This window comes from Klebsiella oxytoca NBRC 105695, from assembly GCF_001598695.1.
GTDB lineage: Bacteria > Pseudomonadota > Gammaproteobacteria > Enterobacterales > Enterobacteriaceae > Klebsiella > Klebsiella oxytoca.
Genome location: NZ_BCZK01000003.1, coordinates 195,528 through 216,350, shown reverse-complemented (window position 1 = coordinate 216,350; position 20,823 = coordinate 195,528). Strand labels below are relative to the sequence as shown.

Genomic DNA, 20,823 nt, shown 5'->3' with positions numbered 1-20,823 from the left:
CCAAATATCTGCTATTCTGCCCCCCGCAATTAAGGGGGCAGCATGCTTAACATCGTCTTATTTGAACCAGAAATCCCGCCAAATACCGGGAATATCATCCGCCTGTGCGCTAACACCGGCTTCAATCTGCATATTATCGAGCCTATGGGGTTTGCCTGGGATGATAAGCGCCTGCGCCGCGCCGGTCTGGATTACCACGAGTTCGCCGCCGTCCAGCGCCATCGCGATTACGCCGCGTTTGTTGAAAGCGCAAAGCCGCAGCGCCTGTTCGCCCTGACCACCAAAGGCACGCCGGCGCACAGCGCGGTGAGCTATCAGGACGGCGATTATCTGATGTTTGGCCCGGAAACTCGCGGACTGCCGGGCAGTATTCTTGATGCTCTGCCGCCAGAACAAAAAATCCGTATTCCGATGATGCCGGACAGCCGCAGCATGAACCTGTCAAATGCGGTGTCGGTGGTGGTCTATGAAGCCTGGCGCCAGCTGGGATATCCCGGCGCGGTACTGCGCAGCTGAGCTGGCTTTCTCCCGGAGGCGGCGCGTAGCGCCTGTCCGGGCTACCAGACTGCGCTCGGCTTTGTAGCCCGGATAGATGCGCAGCATCGCCTCCGGGAAATCAATCAAATACCGTCACCGTACTCGAAGGTATGGTGTATGCCATTAAAGTGCTGATCCATATCCATTGCGGGCTTATCGCTCTCTGGCTTGCCCACAATACGGGCCGGTACGCCTGCGGCGGTGGTATGCGGCGGCACCGGCTGCAGCACCACCGAACCCGCGCCGATTTTTGCTCCGCGCCCGACTTCGATGTTGCCAAGGATCTTCGCCCCGGCGCCAATCATCACCCCTTCACGAATTTTCGGATGACGATCGCCGCTAGTTTTACCGGTACCGCCGAGGGTCACGGATTGCAGAATCGACACATCGTCTTCAATCACCGCCGTTTCGCCGACAACAATACCGGTGGCGTGGTCAAGCATGATCCCGCGGCCAATCTTCGCCGCCGGGTGGATATCCACCTGGAACGATACGGAAACCTGATTTTGCAGGAAGATCGCCAGCGCCCGACGCCCCTGATTCCATAGCCAGTGGCCGATACGATAGGCCTGCAGCGCGTGGAACCCTTTCAGGTAAAGCAGGGGGGTCGAGTATTTATCCACCGCCGGGTCGCGCGTTCGCACCGCCTGAATATCGCAGGCAGCGGAAGCGATCATTTCCGGGTCAGCGGCGTAGGCCTCTTCCACCACTTCTCGGATTGCGATGGCGGGCATAATCGGAGAAGCCAGCTTGTTCGCCAGCATATAGCTCAGGGCGCTGCCGAGATTTTCGTGCTTGAGTAGCGTGGCGTGGTAAAAACTGGCGAGCATCGGCTCACAGTCAGCTAAAGCCCGGGCTTCGGCTTTAATGTTATTCCAGACGATATCCAGTTCTTCACACGGCATTGCTGACTCCAGACGATATAATCATGACCGGCCAGTTCTTCGCTGGCCGGGTCATTCAGGTGATCCAGGTTCCATTACGGTTAATTGCTGCGCTCGTCCTTGCGTGCACGGCCTAATAAGGTCAATGCTGCCTCGCGCGCAATTTTTCCGCAATACAATACCTGATAAATTTCCTCGGTTATTGGCATTTCGACGCCTAAACGCTGCGCCAGAACGCGAACCTCTTTGGTATTGCGATAGCCTTCAACCACCTGGCCAATCTTCTCCTGAGCGCTTTGCACATCCATACCCTGGCCGAGCATCATGCCGAAGCGGCGGTTACGCGACTGGTTATCGGTGCAGGTGAGCACCAGATCGCCTAAGCCCGCCATACCCATAAAGGTTTCCGGATCGGCGCCAAGGGCCTCCCCGAGGCGAGACATTTCGACCAGCCCGCGGGTAATCAGCGCGGTACGCGCATTGGCGCCAAAGCCGATACCGTCAGACATGCCGGCGCCGATAGCGATAACGTTTTTCACCGCTCCGCCGAGCTGCACGCCGATAAAATCCGGGTTGATATAGACGCGGAAGCTCTTGCCGCAGTGCAGCAAGCGTTGCAAATCATCAGCAAACTGCGGATCCGTCGACGCCAGCGATATCGCCGTCGGCAGGCCTGCCGCCAGCTCTTTCGCAAAGGTCGGACCGGAAATTACCGCCAGCGGAATATCGTCGCCCAGGGCTTCACGGGCCACGTCCTGCAGCAGGCGTCCGGTTTCCGCTTCCAGACCTTTTGTCGCCCAGACCAGACGAGCGTCAGAGCGCATCAGCGGTTTAATCTGCCGCAGCACTTCGCCGAAAACGTGGCTCGGCACGACTACCAGAATATCGCGGCTGGCAGCCAGCGCGGTCGCCAGATCGCTTTCCAGATGCAGCGTGTCGGGGAAAGGAACGTCAGGAAGAAATGCGGCGTTGCAGCGATCGTGCTGCAGCGTCGCAATATGTTTCGGGTCATGGCCCCACAGCACAACGTGGTGGCCATTTCTTGCCAGGGTGATGGCAAGAGCGGTGCCGTAAGAGCCGGCACCGATTACAGTCATTGCAGCGTTAAGCGCGTTCATCAGGCATCCTGATGTTGTTCAGCACCTTCGCCAGCCTGCTGCTGCAGATAGTTCATAAACAGCGCATCGAAGTTCACTGGCGCAAGGTTCAGTTGCGGGAAGGTACCGCGAGAAACCAGGCTGGTGATGCACTCACGCGCGTACGGGAACAGAATGTTCGGGCAGTATGCGCCGAGGCAGTGCGCCATCTGGGTACCGTCGATGCCTTCGATGGAGAAAATACCGCCCTGCTGAACTTCACACAGGAATGCAGTTTCTTCGCCCAGCGAGGCGGTTACGGTGACACGCAGCACCACTTCATACACGCCTTCAGCCAGCTGGCTGGAAGCTGTATCCAGATCAAGTTTAACTTCCGGCTGCCAATCTTTCTGGAAAACTTGCGGCGCGTTCGGCGCTTCAAAAGAAATATCTTTGGTATAGATGCGCTGAATCTGGAAAGTCATTTCGGTGCTGTTTTGTTCTGACATAGTAAAACCCTTTCGTGTTGTCCTTAAGTACGCCCGTCCAATGGAGATGAGCGCAAAAAATTAGCGCAAGAGGGGATCGAGTCCACCACGTGAATCAAGCGCATACAAGTCGTCACAGCCGCCAATGTGCTGCGCATCAATAAAAATCTGCGGAACCGTCGTCCTACCGCTGCGCTGAATCATCTCTTCACGCTTTGCAGCATCGCCATCGATAGGCAACTCGTTGAACGTGACGCCCTTGCTGTTCAGCAAGGCTTTCGCACGCACGCAAAACGGACATGTCGCTTTGGTATAGATATCAATATTGGCCATGACTTCACTCCTGTTTTTACCCCCGAGGGTTTTACACCGCAGGCAATGTTCCCCCGCTGGCGAATCGCCGGCACAGGGGAAACCGCACTACGCCATAAAGACGCGGGTAAATTATTTACCGCGTACCAGCGGAAGGTTCTCGCCGCTCCAGCCTGCGATGCCTTCCTTCAGTACGAAGACCTTTTCAAAACCGGCTTTGTTCAGCGCGCTGGCGGGTTCTTGCGCCTGCATACCTGAGCCGTCTACTACTATAATGGGTTGTGCTTTGTGCTTTTCCAACTCGCCGACGTTATTTGCTTTGATATCGCTCGGCAGCAGGTTAATAGAACCCGCAATATGACCTTTGCGGAAATCGTCACGCTGACGCAGGTCGACAACCACGGCATCTTCTTTGTTGATCAGGCGCGTCGCTTCACCGCGGGTGATGACTTTAACTTTCGACATCAGCCCTTTAAAGGTGGTGAACAGCACCGCCGCCAGCAGCGCGACCCACGCGATGCTCAGGACGGGGTGACGGCTGATGAATTGCATAATTTCTTGCATGGGGGGTTACAACTCCCGACTAAGTGAGAAAAAAACCAGGGAAGGAGTATACCTGTGCATTGCGGCAAATACAGCCAGTGAGCGCGATGTAATGTATTTTCTGCGGCCCGTCACGAAAAAAAACCGCTCTCGCCGCGGCGATGCGCTCTGGCCGCCCTCTTTCTTTGATCTTTTACGGTGATTTGATCGATTCAGCTGTAGTAAAATTACGCAAATTTTCTGTCTTTGAGCATGAGGTTGTCGCAATGTCGGTTTCTAAAAAACCTATGGTACTGGTGATTCTGGATGGCTATGGCTACCGTGAAGACCAGCAGGATAACGCTATTTACAGCGCCAAAACCCCTGTTATGGACGCACTGTGGGCAAAACGTCCGCATACTCTGATTGATGCGTCAGGCCTGGAAGTCGGTCTGCCGGATCGTCAAATGGGTAACTCCGAAGTGGGCCACGTCAACCTCGGCGCGGGCCGCATCGTGTATCAGGACCTGACCCGCCTGGACGTTGAAATCAAAGAACGCACCTTCTTCGCCAACCCGGTACTGACCGGCGCGGTGGATAAAGCCGTTGCCGCTGGCAAAGCCGTGCATATCATGGGCCTGATGTCTCCGGGCGGCGTCCACAGCCACGAAGACCACATCATGGCGATGGTGGAGCTGGCAGCCGAACGCGGCGCGGATAAAATCTATTTGCACGCTTTCCTCGACGGCCGCGATACCCCGCCGCGCAGCGCTGAAAAGACGCTGGCGAAATTCGAAGATAAATTTGCCGCACTCGGCAAGGGCCGCGTCGCCTCAATCATTGGCCGCTACTACGCCATGGATCGCGACAACCGTTGGGATCGCGTTGAGCAGGCTTACGATCTGATGACTCTGGCGAAAGGCGAGTTCCAGGCCGATACCGCCGTTGCGGGCCTCCAGGCCGCTTATGCACGCGATGAAAACGATGAATTCGTGAAAGCAACCGTTATTCGCGCTGAAGGCCAGGCCGATGCGGCCATGGAAGACGGCGATGCGCTGATTTTCATGAACTTCCGTGCCGACCGCGCTCGCGAAATCACCCGCGCCTTCGTTAACGCCGATTTCGACGGATTTGCCCGTAAGAAAGTGGTTAACCTCGATTTCGTCATGCTGACCGAGTACGCCGCAGACATTAAAGTCGCCTGTGCTTATCCGCCGGCATCTCTGGTGAACACCTTCGGCGAATGGATGGCGAAAAATGACAAAACCCAGCTGCGCATCTCCGAAACTGAAAAATACGCTCACGTCACCTTCTTCTTCAACGGCGGCGTTGAAGAGCCGTTCAAAGGCGAAGAGCGCATTCTGATCAATTCACCGAAGGTCGCAACCTACGATCTGCAGCCGGAAATGAGCTCCGCTGAGCTGACCGAAAAACTGGTTGCCGCCATCAAGGGCGGTCAGTTCGACACCATCATCTGCAACTACCCGAACGGCGATATGGTTGGCCACACCGGGGTGATGGAAGCCGCCGTTAAAGCGGTCGAAGCGCTGGATGACTGCATCGACCAGGTGAGCAAAGCCGTTGAATCCGTAGGCGGACAGCTGCTGATCACCGCAGACCACGGCAACGCCGAGCAGATGCGCGATCCGGCCACTGGCCAGGCGCACACCGCGCACACCAACCTGCCGGTTCCGCTGATTTACGTTGGCGATAAAAACGTCAAAGCGGTCAACGGCGGCAAACTTTCCGACATCGCGCCGACCATGTTGACGCTGATGGGAATGGAAATCCCGCAAGAGATGACTGGCAAGCCGCTGTTCATCGTGGAATAATCCTTCCCCATGAGGGGAAAGGCGACTTATTCAACTACATGGATCGCAACGGCAGTTCGATCCGTCCTTTACGCCAGCGCGCTTAGCGCTGGCGTATTGCTGTGCGCCGCATCTGCTCACGCCGACGATCGCGACCAGCTTAAATCCATTCAGGCCGACATCGCCGCTAAACAGCGGGCGATTAAACAGCAGCAGCAGCAGCGTGCTTCCCTGGTTGCCCAGCTTAAAGCGCAGGAGGAGGCCATCTCCGCCGCCGCGCGCAAGCTGCGCGAAACCCAGGAAACGCTGAACCAGCTAAATAAGCAGATCGACGAAATGAACGCCGCGCTCGCGAAGCTGGAGCGTCAGCGCGCCTCGCAGGAGCGCAACCTTTCCGCCCAGCTCGATGCCGCGTTTCGTCAGGGGCCGCACACCGGCATCCAGATGATCCTCAGCGGCGAAGAGGGGCAGCGTAATCAGCGTCTGCAGGCCTACTTTGGCTATCTGAACCAGGCGCGTCAGGAAACCATCGCCCAGCTCAAGCAAACTCGCGAAGACGTGGCGGTGCAAAAATCCATGCTGGAAGAGAAACAGAGCCAGCAGCAAACCCTGGTGTACGAGCAGCGCGCCCAGCAGAGTAAGCTGGAGCAGGCGCGCAACGAGCGTAAAAAAACCCTCGCCAGCCTTGAATCCTCTATTCAGCAAGGCCAGCAGCAGCTCAGCGAAATGCGGGCTAACGAATCACGCCTGCGCGGTCGTATCGCCCAGGCGGCGGCGGCGGCCAAAGCGCGAGCGGATCGCGAAGCCCGCGAAGCGCAGGACGTACGCAATCGCCAGCAGGAAGCCTCACGTAAAGGCACCACCTACAAACCTACCGAAAGCGAACGCTCGCTGATGTCCCGCACCGGCGGGCTTGGTTCACCGCGAGGCCAGGCATTCTGGCCGGTTCGCGGCTCAATTCTCCATCGCTATGGCGAACAGCTGCAAGGTGAACTACGTTGGAAGGGGATGGTTATCGCTGCGTCTGAAGGCACCGAGGTCAAAGCCGTTGCCGATGGTCGGGTTATTCTTGCCGACTGGCTGCAGGGCTATGGCCTGGTGGTGGTCGTTGAACACGGCAAAGGCGACATGAGTCTTTACGGCTATAACCAAAGCGCGCTGGTCAGCGTCGGCACTCAGGTCCGGGCGGGCCAGCCGATCGCTCTCGTAGGCAGCAGCGGCGGTCAGGGCCGCCCGTCGCTCTATTTCGAAATTCGCCGCCAGGGTCAGGCGGTCAATCCACAGCCGTGGTTGGGAAGATAAGTTTTGCTTCAATTTCGCAGAATTGCACTCGCGGTAACCAGTACGCTGGTTATGGCGTCGCCGGTTTTTGCCGGCAAACTCTCTATTGTTATCGACGACTTTGGCTATCGTCCACAAACGGAAAATCAGGTGCTGGCGCTGCCAGCGACGATCTCCGTTGCCGTACTTCCTAATGCGCCCCACGCCCGCGAAATGGCGACGAAAGCGCATAATCTCGGCCACGAGGTGCTAATTCACCTGCCGATGGCGCCGATCAGTAAACAGCCGCTGGAAAAAGATACCCTCCGCCCGGAGATGAACAGCAGCGAGATAGAACGCATTATCCGCGAAGCCTACGGTAAGGTTCCGTACGCCGTGGGGCTGAATAACCATATGGGCAGCGCCATGACGTCGAATCTCTTCGGTATGCAGAAAGTGATGCAGGCGCTTGAGCGCTACAATCTCTACTTTCTGGATAGCGTCACCATCGGCAATACCCAGGCCATGCGGGCGGCGCAGGGCACCGGCGTTAAGGTGATTAAGCGTAAGGTTTTCCTCGACGATACCCAAAACGAAGCGGATATTCGCTATCAGTTCAACCGCGCCATCGCTTTGGCGCGACGCAACGGTTCCGCAATTGCTATCGGCCACCCGCACCCGACGACGGTGCGCGTGCTGCAGCAGATGGTGTATAACCTGCCGCCGGATATCACCCTGGTTCGCCCGAGCAGCCTGCTCAACGAGCCGCAGGTGGACACCTCAACGCCGAACGCTGCCCCGCCGCCGAAACAGCCGCCGCGCAACCCGTTCCGTGGCGTGAAGCAGTGCAAATCTAAGCGCCCTCCGGAGCCGATCAACGCCAGCCGCTTCTTTACCATTCTGAGCGAAAGCATCAGCAAGAGTACGCTGGTGCAGTATTACCAGCTGAAGTGGCAGGGCTGGGATACCCCCACCAACTAAACCGTCCTGGAGTCCCGGCGTTTATCCGCCGCGGATTCCGGCTTATCCTGATGGGCATACCAGGCTTTAAAGTATTTCAGAAAGCTATAAAAGGTCGCATAGAGCCCGGTGACCACGCCCACCTTACCCTTTCGCCAGGCCCCGCTGAACAGATACCATTTAAAGAAAGCGCCAATCGCGCTGATCGCTCCGCGTGCGAGAGATGGCCTGATCTTCTGGTATTTAACCAGCCGCGTAGTGTAGCTATTGAGCTTATTAAACACCTCATGCAGGGAGTAAAAGGTGTCATGTCGCACGAAGCCCGGTAGCTTGCTGGAGTGCTGAAAGCCCACGACCTGATCGTCTACCGGCCGATCGTTGAACCTGGCGACGGAGCGATTAAACAAGCGAACCGGGAAATCCGGCGATGATACCGGATAAATGGTGCGAACCTCCTCGCCCAGTACGAACCAGTAACGCGGCAGTCGCCAGGCGCGGGCCGGGTCAGGATCGTCCCCCGCCTTCAGCGCCAGAATAGCCGCCACCACTTCGTCGTCAAGAATCTCATCGCTATCCATACACAGCACCCAATCGTGGCAGGCCAGAGAGGTCGCGTAGTTCATCTGCGCGCCGTGAGAAGTATAGAGATGATGGTGAACGGTGAGCCCGAACTGTTGGCAAATCTGCAGCGTGGCATCCGTGCTGCCTGAGTCGATGACGATAAATTCATCGGCCACCTTAAGCAAAGGTGGTAAAACCTCCCGTAATAAGCGGGATGAATTACAGGTCAATAAGCATACAGAGAGTTTAAGCATAGTATTTGTGTGGTTAAACTGCGATTAAACTGACTGTATAAACGAATAGGTGAGAAAGCGATTTAGAAAAAGTGCGGAGTGGATTAAAAATCAGAAAAGTGGAAGTCAGCTCTCTAAATAAAGCGCCCGCAGACGCTTTTTTAAGCTCAAATTCGGAGCAGGTTAATCCCAGCTGAGAATAACTTTGCCAGACTGGCCGGAGCGCATCGCGTCAAAGCCCTGCTGGAAATCATCAATGCCAAAGCGGTGGGTGATGATCGGCGACAGATCGAGGCCGGACTGGATGAGCGCGGCCATCTTGTACCAGGTTTCGAACATTTCGCGACCATAAATCCCTTTGATAAACAGCCCCTTGAAGATCACCTTGGTCCAATCGATGGACATATCCGACGGCGGAATACCCAGCATGGCGATGCGCCCGCCATGGTTCATGGTATCGAGCATGGTGCGGAACGCCGGCGGCGCACCGGACATCTCGAGGCCCACATCGAAGCCTTCCGTCATGCCCAGCTCGGCCATCACATCGCTAAGGTTCTCTTTCGCCACATTCACCGCCCGGGTGACGCCCATTTTGCGCGCCAGTTCCAGGCGATATTCGTTAACGTCGGTAATCACGACGTTGCGCGCACCAACGTGTTTCGCCACCGCGGCCGCCATCACGCCGATGGGGCCTGCGCCGGAAACCAGTACGTCTTCACCCACGAGGTCGAATGAAAGCGCGGTATGTACAGCGTTGCCAAACGGGTCAAAAATCGATGCCAGATCGTCGGAGATATTGTCCGGAATTTTAAAAGCGTTAAACGCCGGGATCACCAGATATTCGGCAAAACAGCCCGGACGGTTCACGCCGACGCCCGTCGTATTGCGGCACAGATGCGTACGGCCGGCGCGGCAGTTACGGCAGTGGCCGCAGGTGATATGCCCCTCGCCGGAAACGCGGTCGCCCAGCTTAAAGCCGCGAACTTCCTGACCGATACCCACCACTTCGCCAACGTATTCATGGCCCACAACCATCGGTACCGGAATGGTCTTTTGCGACCATTCGTCCCAGTTATAGATATGTACGTCGGTACCGCAAATCGCGGTCTTGCGAATTTTAATCAGCAGATCGTTGTGGCCGACTTCCGGTTCCGGTACGTCGGTCATCCAGATGCCTTCTTCCGCCTTCAGTTTGGATAACGCTTTCATCTCACACCCTCAGGCAATGACGCCCAGTTGTTTACCGATGCGGGTAAAGGCTTCCACCGCACGTTCAATTTGTTCAGGGGTATGCGCCGCAGACATCTGGGTACGTATACGCGCCTGGCCTTTTGGAACCACCGGATAGAAGAATCCGGTGACGTAGATACCTTCTTTTTGCAGCTCGCGCGCGAACTGCTGCGCCACGGTGGCTTCACCGAGCATTACCGGGATAATGGCGTGGTCGGCGCCCGCGAGGGTAAACCCTGCCGCAGTCATTTTTTCGCGGAACAGGCGCGCGTTCGACCACAGGCGGTCGCGCAGTTCGCTGCCGGCTTCCACCATCTCCAGCACTTTGATCGAAGCGGCGACAATCGCCGGAGCCAGCGAGTTGGAGAACAAATACGGACGCGAGCGCTGGCGCAGCCACTCGACGACTTCTTTGCGCGCGGCAGTATAGCCGCCGGACGCGCCGCCCAGCGCTTTACCCAGCGTACCGGTGATAATGTCAACGCGGCCCATCACGTCGCAGTACTCATGGGAACCGCGGCCGTTTTCCCCTACGAAACCCACAGCATGAGAATCATCGACCATCACCAGCGCATCGTATTTATCCGCGAGGTCGCAAACGCCTTTCAGGTTGGCTATCACGCCGTCCATCGAAAACACGCCGTCGGTGGCGATCAGCACATGACGCGCGCCGGCTTCACGCGCCTCTTTCAGACGGGCTTCCAGCTCCTGCATGTCGTTGTTGGCATAGCGGAAGCGCTTCGCTTTACACAGGCGCACGCCGTCGATGATCGACGCGTGGTTCAGGGCATCGGAGATAATCGCATCCTCTGCGCCGAGCAGAGTTTCAAACAGTCCGCCGTTGGCGTCGAAGCAGGAGGAGTACAGAATCGCATCTTCCATGCCTAAAAAATCCGCCAGCTTCTTCTCAAGCGCTTTGTGGCTATCCTGAGTGCCGCAGATAAAGCGCACGGAGGCCATGCCAAAACCGTGGCTATCCATACCGCTTTTCGCGGCGGCAATGAGATCCGGGTGGTTCGCGAGACCCAGATAGTTATTGGCGCAGAAGTTAATGACCTGGCTACCGCCGACGGTGATATCCGCCTGCTGCGCCGAAGTAATAATACGCTCTTCTTTAAACAACCCTTCCGCGCGCGCGGTATCGAGGTCATTGGTTAACTGTTTGTAGAAATCACCACGCATTGCAACTCTCCAGATTCGGCAAAATTTGGCACATATTACCTAAAGCTATACGCTGATACGAGATGATGCATTACTGCATGAATTATTTGCAGCATAAATCACGAGACCCTCTTCACCTTATCGGCGAATGGCTGAAGCCTTTCCGATGTGGTGATATGATAGGAGTATTCATGTCCGGATTGTCTCTGGACTACCCACTTCAAAGGTTACAGTTATGATCATCGTTACCGGCGGCGCAGGCTTTATCGGCAGCAATATCGTTAAGGCGCTGAATGACAAAGGCATTACCGACATTCTGGTCGTAGATAATCTGAAAGACGGCACTAAATTCATCAACCTGGTGGATTTGAACATTGCCGATTACATGGATAAAGAAGACTTCCTGATCCAAATTATGGCGGGCGAGGAGTTCGGCGATATCGACGCCATTTTCCATGAAGGCGCCTGCTCGTCCACTACAGAGTGGGACGGCAAGTACATGATGGATAACAACTATCAGTATTCCAAAGAGGTACTGCACTACTGCCTGGAGCGTGAAATCCCGTTCCTGTACGCCTCTTCCGCCGCGACCTACGGCGGCCGCACCAGCGACTTTATTGAATCCCGCGAATACGAACAGCCGCTCAACGTTTACGGCTACTCCAAGTTTCTGTTTGATGAATACGTCCGTCAGATCCTGCCGGAAGCAAATTCGCAGATCGTCGGCTTCCGCTATTTCAACGTCTACGGGCCGCGCGAAGGTCATAAAGGCAGCATGGCCAGCGTCGCGTTCCACCTGAACACTCAGCTGAATAATGGCGAAAGTCCGAAACTGTTCGAAGGCAGCGATGGCTTCAAGCGCGACTTCGTCTACGTCGGCGACGTCGCGGCGGTAAACCTGTGGTTCTGGGAAAATGGCGTTTCCGGCATCTTTAACCTTGGCACCGGCCGCGCGGAGTCTTTCCAGGCCGTTGCAGACGCAACGCTGGCTTATCATAAGAAAGGCAGCATCGAATACATTCCGTTCCCGGATAAGCTGAAAGGCCGCTATCAGGCGTTTACCCAGGCGGATCTCACTAACCTGCGCGCAGCGGGCTATGATAAACCGTTCAAGACCGTCGCCGAAGGCGTAACGGAATATATGGCCTGGCTCAATCGCGACAATCATGCAAATTCATAAAATCATTCGGGCGGTATTAAGGCAGCAACTGAGCGAATCTTCAGGAACATAGGATAACGATGTGACTGAAGTGAACGAAGGCAGCCAACGCAGAGACAGCTTGAAGGATGAAATGAATGAAGATACTGGTGGTGGGCCCGTCATGGGTGGGCGACATGATGATGTCGCAAAGTCTCTATCGTACGCTCAGGGCGCGCTATCCCCAGGCGATAATCGACGTGATGGCGCCCGCATGGTGCCGTCCGCTGCTATCGCGCATGCCGGAAGTCAACGAAGCGATCCCGATGCCGCTCGGCCACGGCGCGCTGGAAATCGGCGAACGGCGCAAGCTTGGGCACAGCCTGCGCGAGCGTCGCTACGATCGCGCTTACGTGCTGCCGAACTCGTTTAAATCGGCGCTGGTGCCGTTTTTCGCCGGTATCCCGCATCGCACCGGCTGGCTCGGCGAGATGCGCTACGGCCTGCTGAACGATGCCCGTAAGCTGGATAAAGCGGCCTGGCCGCTGATGGTCGAACGCTACGTCGGTCTCGCATACGATAAAGGCGTGATGCGCTGCGCGAAAGATCTGCCGCAGCCGCTGCTCTGGCCGCAGCTGCAGGTGCATGAAGGCGAAAAATCGCAGGCCTGTAGCGCATTTAATATTTCAGCCGAGCGCCCGATAATCGGCTTCTGCCCAGGCGCAGAGTTCGGCCCGGCAAAACGCTGGCCACACTATCACTACGCCGAGCTGGCGAAACAGCTGATCGATGAAGGCTTTCAAATCGTGCTGTTTGGTTCCGCAAAAGATCATGAAGCGGGTAATGAAATCCTTGCCGCGCTCACGACCGAGCAGCAGGCATGGTGCCGCAACCTGGCCGGGGAAACTCAGCTTGAGCAGGCCGTCGTTCTGATCGCCGCCTGTAAAGCGGTGGTTAGCAACGATTCCGGCCTGATGCACGTTGCCGCGGCGCTGGATCGTCCGCTGGTGGCGCTCTATGGGCCAAGTAGCCCGGACTTCACCCCTCCGCTGTCGCACAAAGCGCGCGTTATCCGCCTGATCAGCGGCTACCACAAAGTGCGTAAAGGCGACGCCGCCGAAGGCTATCATCAGAGTTTGATCGACATTACGCCGCAGCGCGTACTGGAAGAATTAAACGACCTGCTGCTGGAAAAAACGGAACAAGAGGAAGCCTGACGGATGCGGGTATTGATCGTAAAAACCTCGTCCATGGGCGACGTGCTGCATACGCTGCCCGCGCTGAGCGACGCCGCGCTGGCCTTTCCCGGCATTCGTTTCGATTGGGTGGTTGAAGAGGGCTTCGCACAGATCCCCTCCTGGCATGAGACCGTCGACAGGGTCATTCCGGTGGCGATTCGTCGCTGGCGCAAGGCGTGGTTTTCCGCGCCCGTTAAAGCCGAGCGCAAGGCATTTCGCGACGCCGTACAGGCGGAAAAGTACCACGCCATCATTGATGCCCAGGGGCTGGTGAAGAGCGCCGCGCTGGTCACCCGACTGGCCCGCGGCGTTAAGCACGGTATGGACTGGCAGACCGCTCGCGAACCGCTGGCGAGCCTGTTCTATAACCGTCGCCACCATATCGCCAAACAGCAGCACGCCGTTGAGCGCACCCGCGAGCTGTTCGCTAAAAGCCTTGGCTACGCGAAGCCGGAAACCCAGGGCGACTACGCTATCGCTCGCCATTTTTTGCGCCAGGCCGACGCCTCCGCTGTGCCCTATCTGGTATTTCTCCACGCCACAACGCGGGATGATAAACACTGGCCGGAAGAGAACTGGCGAGCGCTGATCGCTCTGCTTGCCGACAGCGGCGTGCGTATCAAACTGCCGTGGGGCGCCCCCCATGAAGAAGCGCGGGCCAGACGCCTGGCGGATGGGCACGATTTTGTCGACGTCCTGCCGCGTATGAGCCTGGAGCAGGTGGCCCAGGTGCTGGCAGGCGCGCGCGGAGTGGTTTCCGTCGATACCGGACTGAGCCATCTCACCGCCGCGCTCGATAAACCGAACTTCACGCTGTACGGCCCGACCGATCCGGGGCTGATTGGCGGTTACGGTAAAAACCAGTATGTCGTGCGCCCGGAAAGCGGCAACAGCACGGGGGATATTGCCGCCTCCCGGATTCTGCAACTGTTGAAATCTCAGGAACTGGCTTAATGGGTTCATTATTTAAGCAGATCTATCGCTACACGCATCGACGAGCCTTTCGCCATAACGAAAATCTTTGGCCGTTTACCCATATCACCCGCGCGGCAAGCGGTGAAATCCGCACCCTGAAATACAAAGGGAAAGCGGTCCCGTTGGTCAACCTCAGCGAACTAAAAGATAGCGCTCAGGGCGAAGTGCTGCTGACGGCAACCGGTCCCTCTACGCGCAGTATCGATTTTACGCGGCTGCCGAAAAGCATCCCGGTGATGGGGGTGAATGGCGCGTGGCATCTCTCTGATAAAATTAAATTTTCGCTCTATACTATTGTGGACATGGAGTTTTACGATAAAAAACCGGACATTATTCGTGCGGTGATTAGCCAACCGGATATCGTACTCTTCACCACCATGCATGGCATTGCCAAAATCCTCGACCGCCACGGCTCAGCGCTTCGCTGTCGTTTGGCATTAATTGAAGACGCCTGTTATAAAATTTACCAGCCTAAAGTCCCGAGAAGCGCGATACAGCAGGTCTGGCGCGGCGTCACCGCGCTACGCTTTCATCCGCAAAGGCAGGATATTTGCTTTAGCACCGACATCCGCCATGGCATTTTTGATGCCGGTACCGTGGTCTACTGGGCTCTGCAAATTCTGATGTGGCTGGGATTTAAAACCATTCTGATAAGCGGGCTGGATATGAGCAATTTCAACCAGCCGCGATTCTACGAAACGGAACAGGATAAACTCCCCTCCTGGCTGGCAAATAAGGTGGATGACCTGGTCATGCCGTCCTTTTCGCACGCTGCCAACGTGCTGCAACAAAACCATATTCGGGTCGTTAACTTCTCCTTAGAAAGCGCGGTTCCGGAAACGATTTTCGAAAAGGTTTCATTTGATGAGTACTTTAAAAATCAGTAGTTACGCCAGACAGGGTTACACCATTTTCTTTCCTTTGTTTCTGTTTTTTAGCGCTATTTTTTGCGTATCAACTCGCGCAAATAACCTTCTTCATTTATCCATTTTGCTGTTTTTGCTTTCACAGCTGAACACAGACAACCGCCGGGCATTAGCGGAGAGCCTGCGCCAGCAGTGGCCGGTCTATGGTCTGCTGGTCGTATTCTGCGTGTACTATGCGCTGAGCAATATTTGGGGCCAGACGCCGCAGCATATCGATTCCCCTCTGACCCACGGCACCTATACCATTTTCTATCTTCTGCTGCTGACAACGCTACTTGGCCATCCTCGCACCCGGCATCTGACGCTGCTGAGCATCGTGGCCGGGATCGCGGTGCTGTCTATCTGGACGATGGTTATCGACTTCACCCTGGTCCTCAAGGAGCGCCTGGTGTCGCCGGATAATCCCGGCCCGACCAACGTTATCGACCTGGCGGGTTATTGCGGTATTGGGGTTCTTATTTGCGCCATGCTGCTGAAAGAAAAAGGCAGCCACCTTCTGTATGTGCCGATGGCTATCATGCTGGTGATGCTATTTCTGACCCAAAGCCGCGGCCCGATTATCGCCCTACTGGTGGCGTTTGTTTGCACCCTGCATCTGCACGTCTTTACCCGCCGTAATATCTTGATTGTCGCCGCGTTAGCGATGATTCTGGGACTGCTTTTCTTCTTCACCCCCACTGGAGACCTGCTGCTGGCGCGCTTTGAGGAGCTGGGGACGCAAAGCGGTTTGCGCATCAGCATCTGGCATCATACGATCGAGGAAGTGGCCAGCCAGCCGTGGCTGGGGCGAGGTTTTGACTACGAGCTGAACTTTACCAACTACAGCGGCGAACATATCACCACCACCCACAGCGTCTATCTTGGCGCCCTGCTGAAAGGCGGCATCATTGGTCTGGCGCTGCTGTTGGCGGTGATTGCCGGAGGGCTATGGCAGGCATGGCGCAAACAGCAGGATGGCCGCTACGGACTGGCGATTTTTATCTATGCGCTGATTTTTATGGCTTCGCAGGGCATGTTTATCATCAGCAATCCTCGCGAAACCTGGCCGCTGTTTTGGTTACCGCTGGGTATTGCGCTGAGCGGCAGCCTGAAGGCGAAACGCTAAGCAAAGGGCCCGTTACGGGCCTTTTTTATGCCTGCTCGCGAGAGGCAACCAGGTCGTCCGCCTGCGCTTTAATCACCGGCCAGACGGCGTCAATCGTCATGTCGGCGACGTGGGTCTCTTCACAGACAATCTGTCTGGCCTTGTCATAACCCGGCGCCCAAATAGTATAGCCCGGCAAACCGGTATCTTTGAGCTTACGTTTGTTGTAAACCGCCACCATGGGCTTGTCGAATGCGCGGGCAATATGCACGATGGCGGTATCCGCCGTAATCACCAGATCGCACTGGCGAACGATCTCTACCGCTGAATTAATATTGCTATCAGGCAGATATAGCGCTTTATCCAGATTTAGCTGGCGAATTTTTTCGCTATGCCCAACCATGACGACGCTCACGGCATACGGAAGCGTATGCAGGCGGTCAATCAGAGTCGCCACCTGGTGATGACAAAAGTCTTTATCCGTTGAAGCGGTAAACGGGTTGATCGCAATACAGAGCGCGCGCGCTTTTTCCTGATTAAGTAAAAGCTTAACCCTTTCCCGTTCGTGAAGATCGCCGGGCAGATGATAGTGGTAACGATCGTGTTCTATGCCAAATAGCCTGGCCACTTCTTTGTAGCGGGCGGAAATATGCCTGGCGCTGTCAAAAAAAGGAATGGAGTGATCGTAAAGCTTATATTCTTGTTTATTAAAACCAATAACGCAGCCAGGCCGCAGATCAGAGAGCAGTTTAAAACGCTCGTAGGTTTTAACATCATCAAAATCAACGACCGCGTCAAATCCCACCGCACGCAGCGCATCTAAGGGCATCCGCGGTTGATATAAATAGACCTGCTCAAGAAAATCCGCACCGGCAAGCATCTGTTTACAGACAGGCCCGGTAAGAACAGATACCTTATAGCCCCGGTCGGCCAAAAGCTTTGCGCAGCCGGTCGTCACGACCATATCCCCGACTTTGTCATCCAGGCGCAATAATAAAACATGCTGAATCTTCGCGGGATTAAAAGGCTGGCGTGCGCTTTTATTTCTGTAACGATAGTTAATTAAATTAAATTTAATTTCGCGGAAGAAGGCATTTTTCTTCCGCGTGAACTGCTTCACGATACGCATACGGTACCTGGTTGTGATCTTTTATCGCTGTGCGCGTTTCTGTTGGTAATATTCCGCCAACGTCATTCCCTTCACCTGCGGTGCCAGCCAGCTGAAAAAAGCGTCCAGATCGGCATATAAGCGCTCAATATCCTGCTCGTTTTTAAACGTCGGGCTGCCGCCAGGCATATACTCAGAAGAGTGGAGCATATATTCGACGTAGTCATTACCCTGAGTCAACGTTTGTTCAACCACTTTTTTCATCGTCTCCACGTTGCCGCCCATCGGACGCAGCCAGTGTACCGACGGCGAGCGGACTTTGCCGCGCAGGCGATCGTAACCCTGCTTCAGGCTATTCATCCACGCAGAATGCTTGTACTGAATGCTCATTGGCACTTCCAGCAGCGGCGACTGGCCTTCACGACGAATATCGTTCTCGTCGAGAAAGTAGGCGTGCTGCGGGAAGTGACGATAATCGGTACCGCCGTCGCCCTGCGGCGCGCCTTTCGCCGTTTTCCAGTTCACCCTGGGAGTAACCGAGCAATCGACCAGATAGCCATACTCCACCAGCAGACGCGCGTAGCGCTCGTCAAACGCCCAGCGTCCGGCGCGATGGCTGACCATTTTAGTCTGGAAGGTATCCTCCAGCAGACGGGTCATATAGTCGACTTTGGCACGCATCGCCGTATCGCTGTACTCGATCAGATACGGTTTATGCCGCCAGTCGTCATCGGTAAGCGGGTCGGTCGGTGGGCTGTTCCAGGCATGCAGATGCATGCCGATTTCCGCCGTCCCCCGGGCAATCACATCTTTGGCGAATTCGATATAAACCGGGTCGATGGCCATTTCATAGTTGGTCAAATAAACCGGTTTGAAGCCATACTTTTCGCAAAGCTGCTGAAAACGCGGTAAATAGCGCGCATTCTCGGTGGTGATGCTGTCATGTTTTTGCCAGAGGTTATCGCCCTCTGTATCAATCGTGATGAGAAATGCGGGTTTGTGCACGAAAACGTCCTCAGGCCATACGTATCGGGTCATGGTAGAGCAAGACAAGGCTTCTCTCAATCTATCTGATCCCCTAGAATCGGAGCCCTGACCCTGAATGAAGAACAGAGAATGACGCCTGAAACCCGCACTTCCGGCCGCGTGAACCCGGCGCGAATCCTGGTTATTAAGCTTCGCCATCATGGCGATATGTTATTGATAACGCCGCTTATTCACTCGCTAAAACAGCAATACCCCGCCGCCTGCGTGGATGTGCTGCTTTATGAAGAAACCCGGGATATGCTCGCAGCGAATACTGAGATCCGCCATATTTATGGTATCGATCGGCGCTGGAAAAAACAGGGCACCGGCCATCAGCTCAAGATGGAATGGCAGCTGATCCATACGCTCCGCCAGCAGCGCTACGATATGGTGCTCAATCTTGCCGATCAGTGGCCCAGCGCGATTATCACTAAACTGACCGGGGCGACCACCCGCATCGGCTTTGACTTTCCGAAGCGTCGTCATCCGGCCTGGCGTTTTTGCCATACCGCCCTCGCCTCAACCGAGCTGCACAACCAGCTGCATACCGTACAGCAGAATCTGTCGATTCTGGCGCCGCTTGGGCTGGATATTGATGATGCGCCGGCAACGATGGGCTACAGCGAACAGGACTGGCTCGCCAGCCGCGCGCTGCTGCCGGAAGGATTTCGGGACAACTATATCGTCATTCAGCCGACCTCCCGCTGGTTCTTTAAATGCTGGCGCGAAGCGCGGATGAGCGCCCTGATAAACGCGCTTTCTGAGGCAGGCTATCCGGTCGTGCTGACCTCCGGCCCCGACGCCAAAGAGAAGCAGATGATCGACACGATTATGACGGGCTGTCCCAATGCTCGCCTGTACTCCCTCGCCGGGCAGCTCACCCTGCGCCAGCTGGCGTCTCTCATCGACCATGCCCGCCTGTTTATCGGCGTCGACTCCGTGCCGATGCATATGGCCGCCGCGCTGGGCACACCGCTGGTGGCGCTATTCGGCCCCTCCAAGCTCACTTTCTGGCGTCCATGGCAGGCGCAGGGGGAGGTAATTTGGGCGGGTGATTTCGGCTCGATTCCCGACCCTGACGACATAGATACCAACACCGAGGAACGCTATCTCGATTTAATCCCCACCGACGCGGTTATCGCGGCGGCGAAAAAGGTACTGGCATGAGTAAATTCAGGCTGGCTCTGGTACGCCAGAAGTATCGCCCGGACGGCGGCGCGGAACGATTTGTCTCCCGCGCGCTGGAGGCCCTCGACGACAGCGACCTTGAGCTGAACGTCATCACCCGCGAGTGGCAGGGGCCGGTGAAGCCCGAGTGGAACATCCACATCTGCAATCCGCGTAAATGGGGGCGGATCAGCCGCGAGCGTGGGTTTGCCGACGCCGCCCGCCAGCTGTGGCAGCGCGAAGCCTTCGATCTGGTGCAAAGCCATGAGCGTATCCCCGGCTGCGACCTGTACCGCGCCGGAGACGGCGTACACCGCCGCTGGCTGCAGCAGCGCTCGCGCATTTTGCCCGGCTGGAAAAGCCGCCTGCTGTTTGCCGACCGCTACCATCGCTATGTGATGCAGGCCGAACGCGAAATGTACCAGGACTCGCACCTGCGCGGCGTTATCTGCAACGCGGAGATGATTAAACGCGAGATTATTGCAGACTTCGGCCTGCCGGCGGAAAAAATCCACGTTATCTATAACGCCATCGATAACCAGCGTTTTCTGCCGCCGACGGAAGCGGCCTTTGTCGCGCTGCGTACCAAATGGAATCTGCCGCTCCAGGCGACCTGCCTGATTTACGTCGGCTCCGGCTTTGAGCGCAAGGGGCTGGATGCGGCGATCCGCGCCATCGCGCCGACCAACCGCTACCTGCTGGTAGTAGGCAAAGATAAAGAGCAAAGTCGTTATCAGCAGCTGGCGAAAACGCTGAACTGCGATGAGCGGGTGCGCTTTTTCGGCATGCAGTCGGAAACCCTGCCGTTTTATCAGATGGCCGACGGCCTGCTGCTGCCGACGCTGTACGACCCGTTCCCCAACGTTATTCTCGAAGCGATGGCCTGCGGCCTGCCGGTCATTACCACTACCGGCTGCGGCGGCGCGGAGTTTATTGTTCAGGGCAGCAATGGCTACGTTTGCGATGCGCTGGATATCCCGGCCCTGCAGGAGTCGGTTAGCGCCCTTCCCGCCCGGGCGTTAGGCTCCGCGGAAGGCGAACGCGCCCGCGAGCGCATCATGGCCTGCACCAGCGAACGCCTCTCGGCGCAGCTGCTCTCCCTTTATCAGGATTTGGTGAAATAACG

The 20,823-nt window shown here is 56.3% G+C and carries 21 protein-coding genes; 11 read left to right on the top strand and 10 right to left on the bottom strand.

Annotated features, from left to right (window positions below):
* The first annotated feature begins 42 nt into the window (after positions 1-42).
* Complete coding sequence (gene trmL, locus KO1_RS06895) at positions 43-516, top strand: tRNA (uridine(34)/cytosine(34)/5-carboxymethylaminomethyluridine(34)-2'-O)-methyltransferase TrmL (protein ID WP_004106843.1); 474 nt, start codon at positions 43-45, stop codon at positions 514-516.
* A 104-nt stretch (positions 517-620) separates the two neighbouring features.
* On the opposite strand, the gene cysE is transcribed toward trmL, so the two are convergent.
* The 5 genes from cysE to KO1_RS06870 form a co-directional block, all read right to left on the bottom strand.
* Positions 621-1,442, bottom strand: coding sequence for a serine O-acetyltransferase (cysE, locus tag KO1_RS06890; protein ID WP_004106845.1), 822 nt, complete (start codon positions 1,440-1,442; stop codon positions 621-623).
* An 80-nt stretch (positions 1,443-1,522) separates the two neighbouring features.
* Positions 1,523-2,539, bottom strand: coding sequence for an NAD(P)H-dependent glycerol-3-phosphate dehydrogenase (gene gpsA, locus KO1_RS06885; RefSeq protein WP_004106848.1), 1,017 nt, complete (start codon positions 2,537-2,539; stop codon positions 1,523-1,525).
* Positions 2,539-3,006 (bottom strand): protein-export chaperone SecB, encoded by a 468-nt coding sequence (gene secB, locus KO1_RS06880; protein ID WP_004106849.1) that lies wholly within the window; start codon positions 3,004-3,006, stop codon positions 2,539-2,541. Before secB ends, gpsA begins: the two co-directional genes overlap by 1 nt.
* Before the next feature lie 60 nt (positions 3,007-3,066).
* Positions 3,067-3,318 (bottom strand): glutaredoxin 3, encoded by a 252-nt coding sequence (grxC, locus tag KO1_RS06875; RefSeq protein WP_004106850.1) that lies wholly within the window; start codon positions 3,316-3,318, stop codon positions 3,067-3,069.
* Positions 3,319-3,429: 111 nt separating this feature from the next.
* Positions 3,430-3,861 (bottom strand): rhodanese-like domain-containing protein, encoded by a 432-nt coding sequence (locus tag KO1_RS06870; RefSeq protein WP_004106853.1) that lies wholly within the window; start codon positions 3,859-3,861, stop codon positions 3,430-3,432.
* A gap of 245 nt (positions 3,862-4,106) precedes the next feature.
* On the opposite strand from KO1_RS06870, the gene gpmM reads away from it, so the two are divergent.
* The 3 genes from gpmM to KO1_RS06855 are packed head-to-tail and all read left to right on the top strand — an operon-like array spanning position 4,107 to position 7,871.
* The gene (gpmM, locus tag KO1_RS06865; protein ID WP_004106855.1) at positions 4,107-5,651 is read left to right on the top strand and encodes a 2,3-bisphosphoglycerate-independent phosphoglycerate mutase; all 1,545 of its coding nucleotides are present in this window, start codon (positions 4,107-4,109) and stop codon (positions 5,649-5,651) included.
* Positions 5,652-5,660: 9 nt separating this feature from the next.
* Positions 5,661-6,932, top strand: a complete 1,272-nt coding sequence (gene envC / locus KO1_RS06860; RefSeq protein WP_004106857.1) for a murein hydrolase activator EnvC — start codon at positions 5,661-5,663, stop codon at positions 6,930-6,932.
* A 3-nt stretch (positions 6,933-6,935) separates the two neighbouring features.
* The gene (locus tag KO1_RS06855; protein ID WP_024274810.1) at positions 6,936-7,871 is read left to right on the top strand and encodes a divergent polysaccharide deacetylase family protein; all 936 of its coding nucleotides are present in this window, start codon (positions 6,936-6,938) and stop codon (positions 7,869-7,871) included.
* Here KO1_RS06855 and KO1_RS06850 read toward each other — a convergent pair.
* The 3 genes from KO1_RS06850 to kbl form a co-directional block, all read right to left on the bottom strand.
* Positions 7,868-8,665, bottom strand: coding sequence for a glycosyltransferase family 2 protein (locus KO1_RS06850; RefSeq protein WP_024274811.1), 798 nt, complete (start codon positions 8,663-8,665; stop codon positions 7,868-7,870). The two genes, KO1_RS06855 and KO1_RS06850, sit on opposite strands and share 4 nt — an antisense overlap.
* 162 nt (positions 8,666-8,827) lie before the next feature.
* Positions 8,828-9,853: an L-threonine 3-dehydrogenase gene (tdh, locus tag KO1_RS06845; protein ID WP_004106864.1), complete on the bottom strand. Its 1,026-nt coding sequence runs from the start codon at positions 9,851-9,853 to the stop codon at positions 8,828-8,830.
* Positions 9,854-9,862: 9 nt separating this feature from the next.
* Positions 9,863-11,056, bottom strand: a complete 1,194-nt coding sequence (gene kbl, locus KO1_RS06840; RefSeq protein ID WP_004116405.1) for a glycine C-acetyltransferase — start codon at positions 11,054-11,056, stop codon at positions 9,863-9,865.
* A 214-nt stretch (positions 11,057-11,270) separates the two neighbouring features.
* Here kbl and rfaD point away from each other — a divergent pair, with 214 nt between their 5' ends.
* The 5 genes from rfaD to KO1_RS06815 all read left to right on the top strand — a co-directional run bounded on the left by rfaD (position 11,271) and on the right by KO1_RS06815 (position 16,417).
* Positions 11,271-12,215, top strand: a complete 945-nt coding sequence (rfaD, locus tag KO1_RS06835; RefSeq protein WP_004106868.1) for an ADP-glyceromanno-heptose 6-epimerase — start codon at positions 11,271-11,273, stop codon at positions 12,213-12,215.
* Between the two features lie 116 nt (positions 12,216-12,331).
* Positions 12,332-13,390: an ADP-heptose--LPS heptosyltransferase RfaF gene (gene rfaF, locus KO1_RS06830; protein ID WP_024274812.1), complete on the top strand. Its 1,059-nt coding sequence runs from the start codon at positions 12,332-12,334 to the stop codon at positions 13,388-13,390.
* 3 nt (positions 13,391-13,393) lie between these two features.
* Entirely contained in the window at positions 13,394-14,365 is a 972-nt protein-coding gene (rfaC, locus tag KO1_RS06825) for a lipopolysaccharide heptosyltransferase RfaC (RefSeq protein ID WP_004106870.1), read from the top strand.
* Positions 14,365-15,273: a WaaZ-like lipopolysaccharide core biosynthesis protein gene (locus KO1_RS06820; protein ID WP_004106872.1), complete on the top strand. Its 909-nt coding sequence runs from the start codon at positions 14,365-14,367 to the stop codon at positions 15,271-15,273. Before rfaC ends, KO1_RS06820 begins: the two co-directional genes overlap by 1 nt.
* Positions 15,251-16,417 (top strand): O-antigen ligase family protein, encoded by a 1,167-nt coding sequence (locus KO1_RS06815; RefSeq protein ID WP_004106875.1) that lies wholly within the window; start codon positions 15,251-15,253, stop codon positions 16,415-16,417. Before KO1_RS06820 ends, KO1_RS06815 begins: the two co-directional genes overlap by 23 nt.
* Before the next feature lie 25 nt (positions 16,418-16,442).
* Here the strand turns inward: KO1_RS06815 and KO1_RS06810 are convergent, their stop codons facing one another.
* Together KO1_RS06810 and KO1_RS06805 are read right to left on the bottom strand one after the other, a co-directional pair.
* Positions 16,443-17,525: a glycosyltransferase family 9 protein gene (locus tag KO1_RS06810; RefSeq protein ID WP_024274813.1), complete on the bottom strand. Its 1,083-nt coding sequence runs from the start codon at positions 17,523-17,525 to the stop codon at positions 16,443-16,445.
* Between the two features lie 21 nt (positions 17,526-17,546).
* Positions 17,547-18,509, bottom strand: coding sequence for a polysaccharide deacetylase family protein (locus KO1_RS06805; RefSeq protein ID WP_024274814.1), 963 nt, complete (start codon positions 18,507-18,509; stop codon positions 17,547-17,549).
* Between the two features lie 111 nt (positions 18,510-18,620).
* Between KO1_RS06805 and rfaQ the strand changes: the two genes are divergently transcribed.
* Positions 18,621-19,697 carry a putative lipopolysaccharide heptosyltransferase III gene (gene rfaQ, locus KO1_RS06800; RefSeq protein WP_024274815.1) on the top strand — a complete coding sequence of 359 codons (1,077 nt, stop codon included), beginning with the start codon at positions 18,621-18,623 and terminating at the stop codon, positions 19,695-19,697.
* Positions 19,694-20,821: a glycosyltransferase family 4 protein gene (locus KO1_RS06795; RefSeq protein ID WP_024274816.1), complete on the top strand. Its 1,128-nt coding sequence runs from the start codon at positions 19,694-19,696 to the stop codon at positions 20,819-20,821. Before rfaQ ends, KO1_RS06795 begins: the two co-directional genes overlap by 4 nt.
* Positions 20,822-20,823 lie beyond the last annotated feature (2 nt).

Coding starts and splice junctions, on each gene's coding strand:
- trmL (WP_004106843.1), top strand. CDS start 43: ATGCTTAACATCGTCTTATTTGAACCAGAAATCCCGCCAAATACCGGG.
- cysE (WP_004106845.1), bottom strand. CDS start 1,442: ATGCCGTGTGAAGAACTGGATATCGTCTGGAATAACATTAAAGCCGAA.
- gpsA (WP_004106848.1), bottom strand. CDS start 2,539: ATGAACGCGCTTAACGCTGCAATGACTGTAATCGGTGCCGGCTCTTAC.
- secB (WP_004106849.1), bottom strand. CDS start 3,006: ATGTCAGAACAAAACAGCACCGAAATGACTTTCCAGATTCAGCGCATC.
- grxC (WP_004106850.1), bottom strand. CDS start 3,318: ATGGCCAATATTGATATCTATACCAAAGCGACATGTCCGTTTTGCGTG.
- KO1_RS06870 (WP_004106853.1), bottom strand. CDS start 3,861: ATGCAAGAAATTATGCAATTCATCAGCCGTCACCCCGTCCTGAGCATC.
- gpmM (WP_004106855.1), top strand. CDS start 4,107: ATGTCGGTTTCTAAAAAACCTATGGTACTGGTGATTCTGGATGGCTAT.
- envC (WP_004106857.1), top strand. CDS start 5,661: ATGAGGGGAAAGGCGACTTATTCAACTACATGGATCGCAACGGCAGTT.
- KO1_RS06850 (WP_024274811.1), bottom strand. CDS start 8,665: ATGCTTAAACTCTCTGTATGCTTATTGACCTGTAATTCATCCCGCTTA.
- tdh (WP_004106864.1), bottom strand. CDS start 9,853: ATGAAAGCGTTATCCAAACTGAAGGCGGAAGAAGGCATCTGGATGACC.
- kbl (WP_004116405.1), bottom strand. CDS start 11,056: ATGCGTGGTGATTTCTACAAACAGTTAACCAATGACCTCGATACCGCG.
- rfaD (WP_004106868.1), top strand. CDS start 11,271: ATGATCATCGTTACCGGCGGCGCAGGCTTTATCGGCAGCAATATCGTT.
- rfaF (WP_024274812.1), top strand. CDS start 12,332: ATGAAGATACTGGTGGTGGGCCCGTCATGGGTGGGCGACATGATGATG.
- rfaC (WP_004106870.1), top strand. CDS start 13,394: ATGCGGGTATTGATCGTAAAAACCTCGTCCATGGGCGACGTGCTGCAT.
- KO1_RS06820 (WP_004106872.1), top strand. CDS start 14,365: ATGGGTTCATTATTTAAGCAGATCTATCGCTACACGCATCGACGAGCC.
- KO1_RS06815 (WP_004106875.1), top strand. CDS start 15,251: ATGAGTACTTTAAAAATCAGTAGTTACGCCAGACAGGGTTACACCATT.
- KO1_RS06810 (WP_024274813.1), bottom strand. CDS start 17,525: ATGCGTATCGTGAAGCAGTTCACGCGGAAGAAAAATGCCTTCTTCCGC.
- rfaQ (WP_024274815.1), top strand. CDS start 18,621: ATGACGCCTGAAACCCGCACTTCCGGCCGCGTGAACCCGGCGCGAATC.
- KO1_RS06795 (WP_024274816.1), top strand. CDS start 19,694: ATGAGTAAATTCAGGCTGGCTCTGGTACGCCAGAAGTATCGCCCGGAC.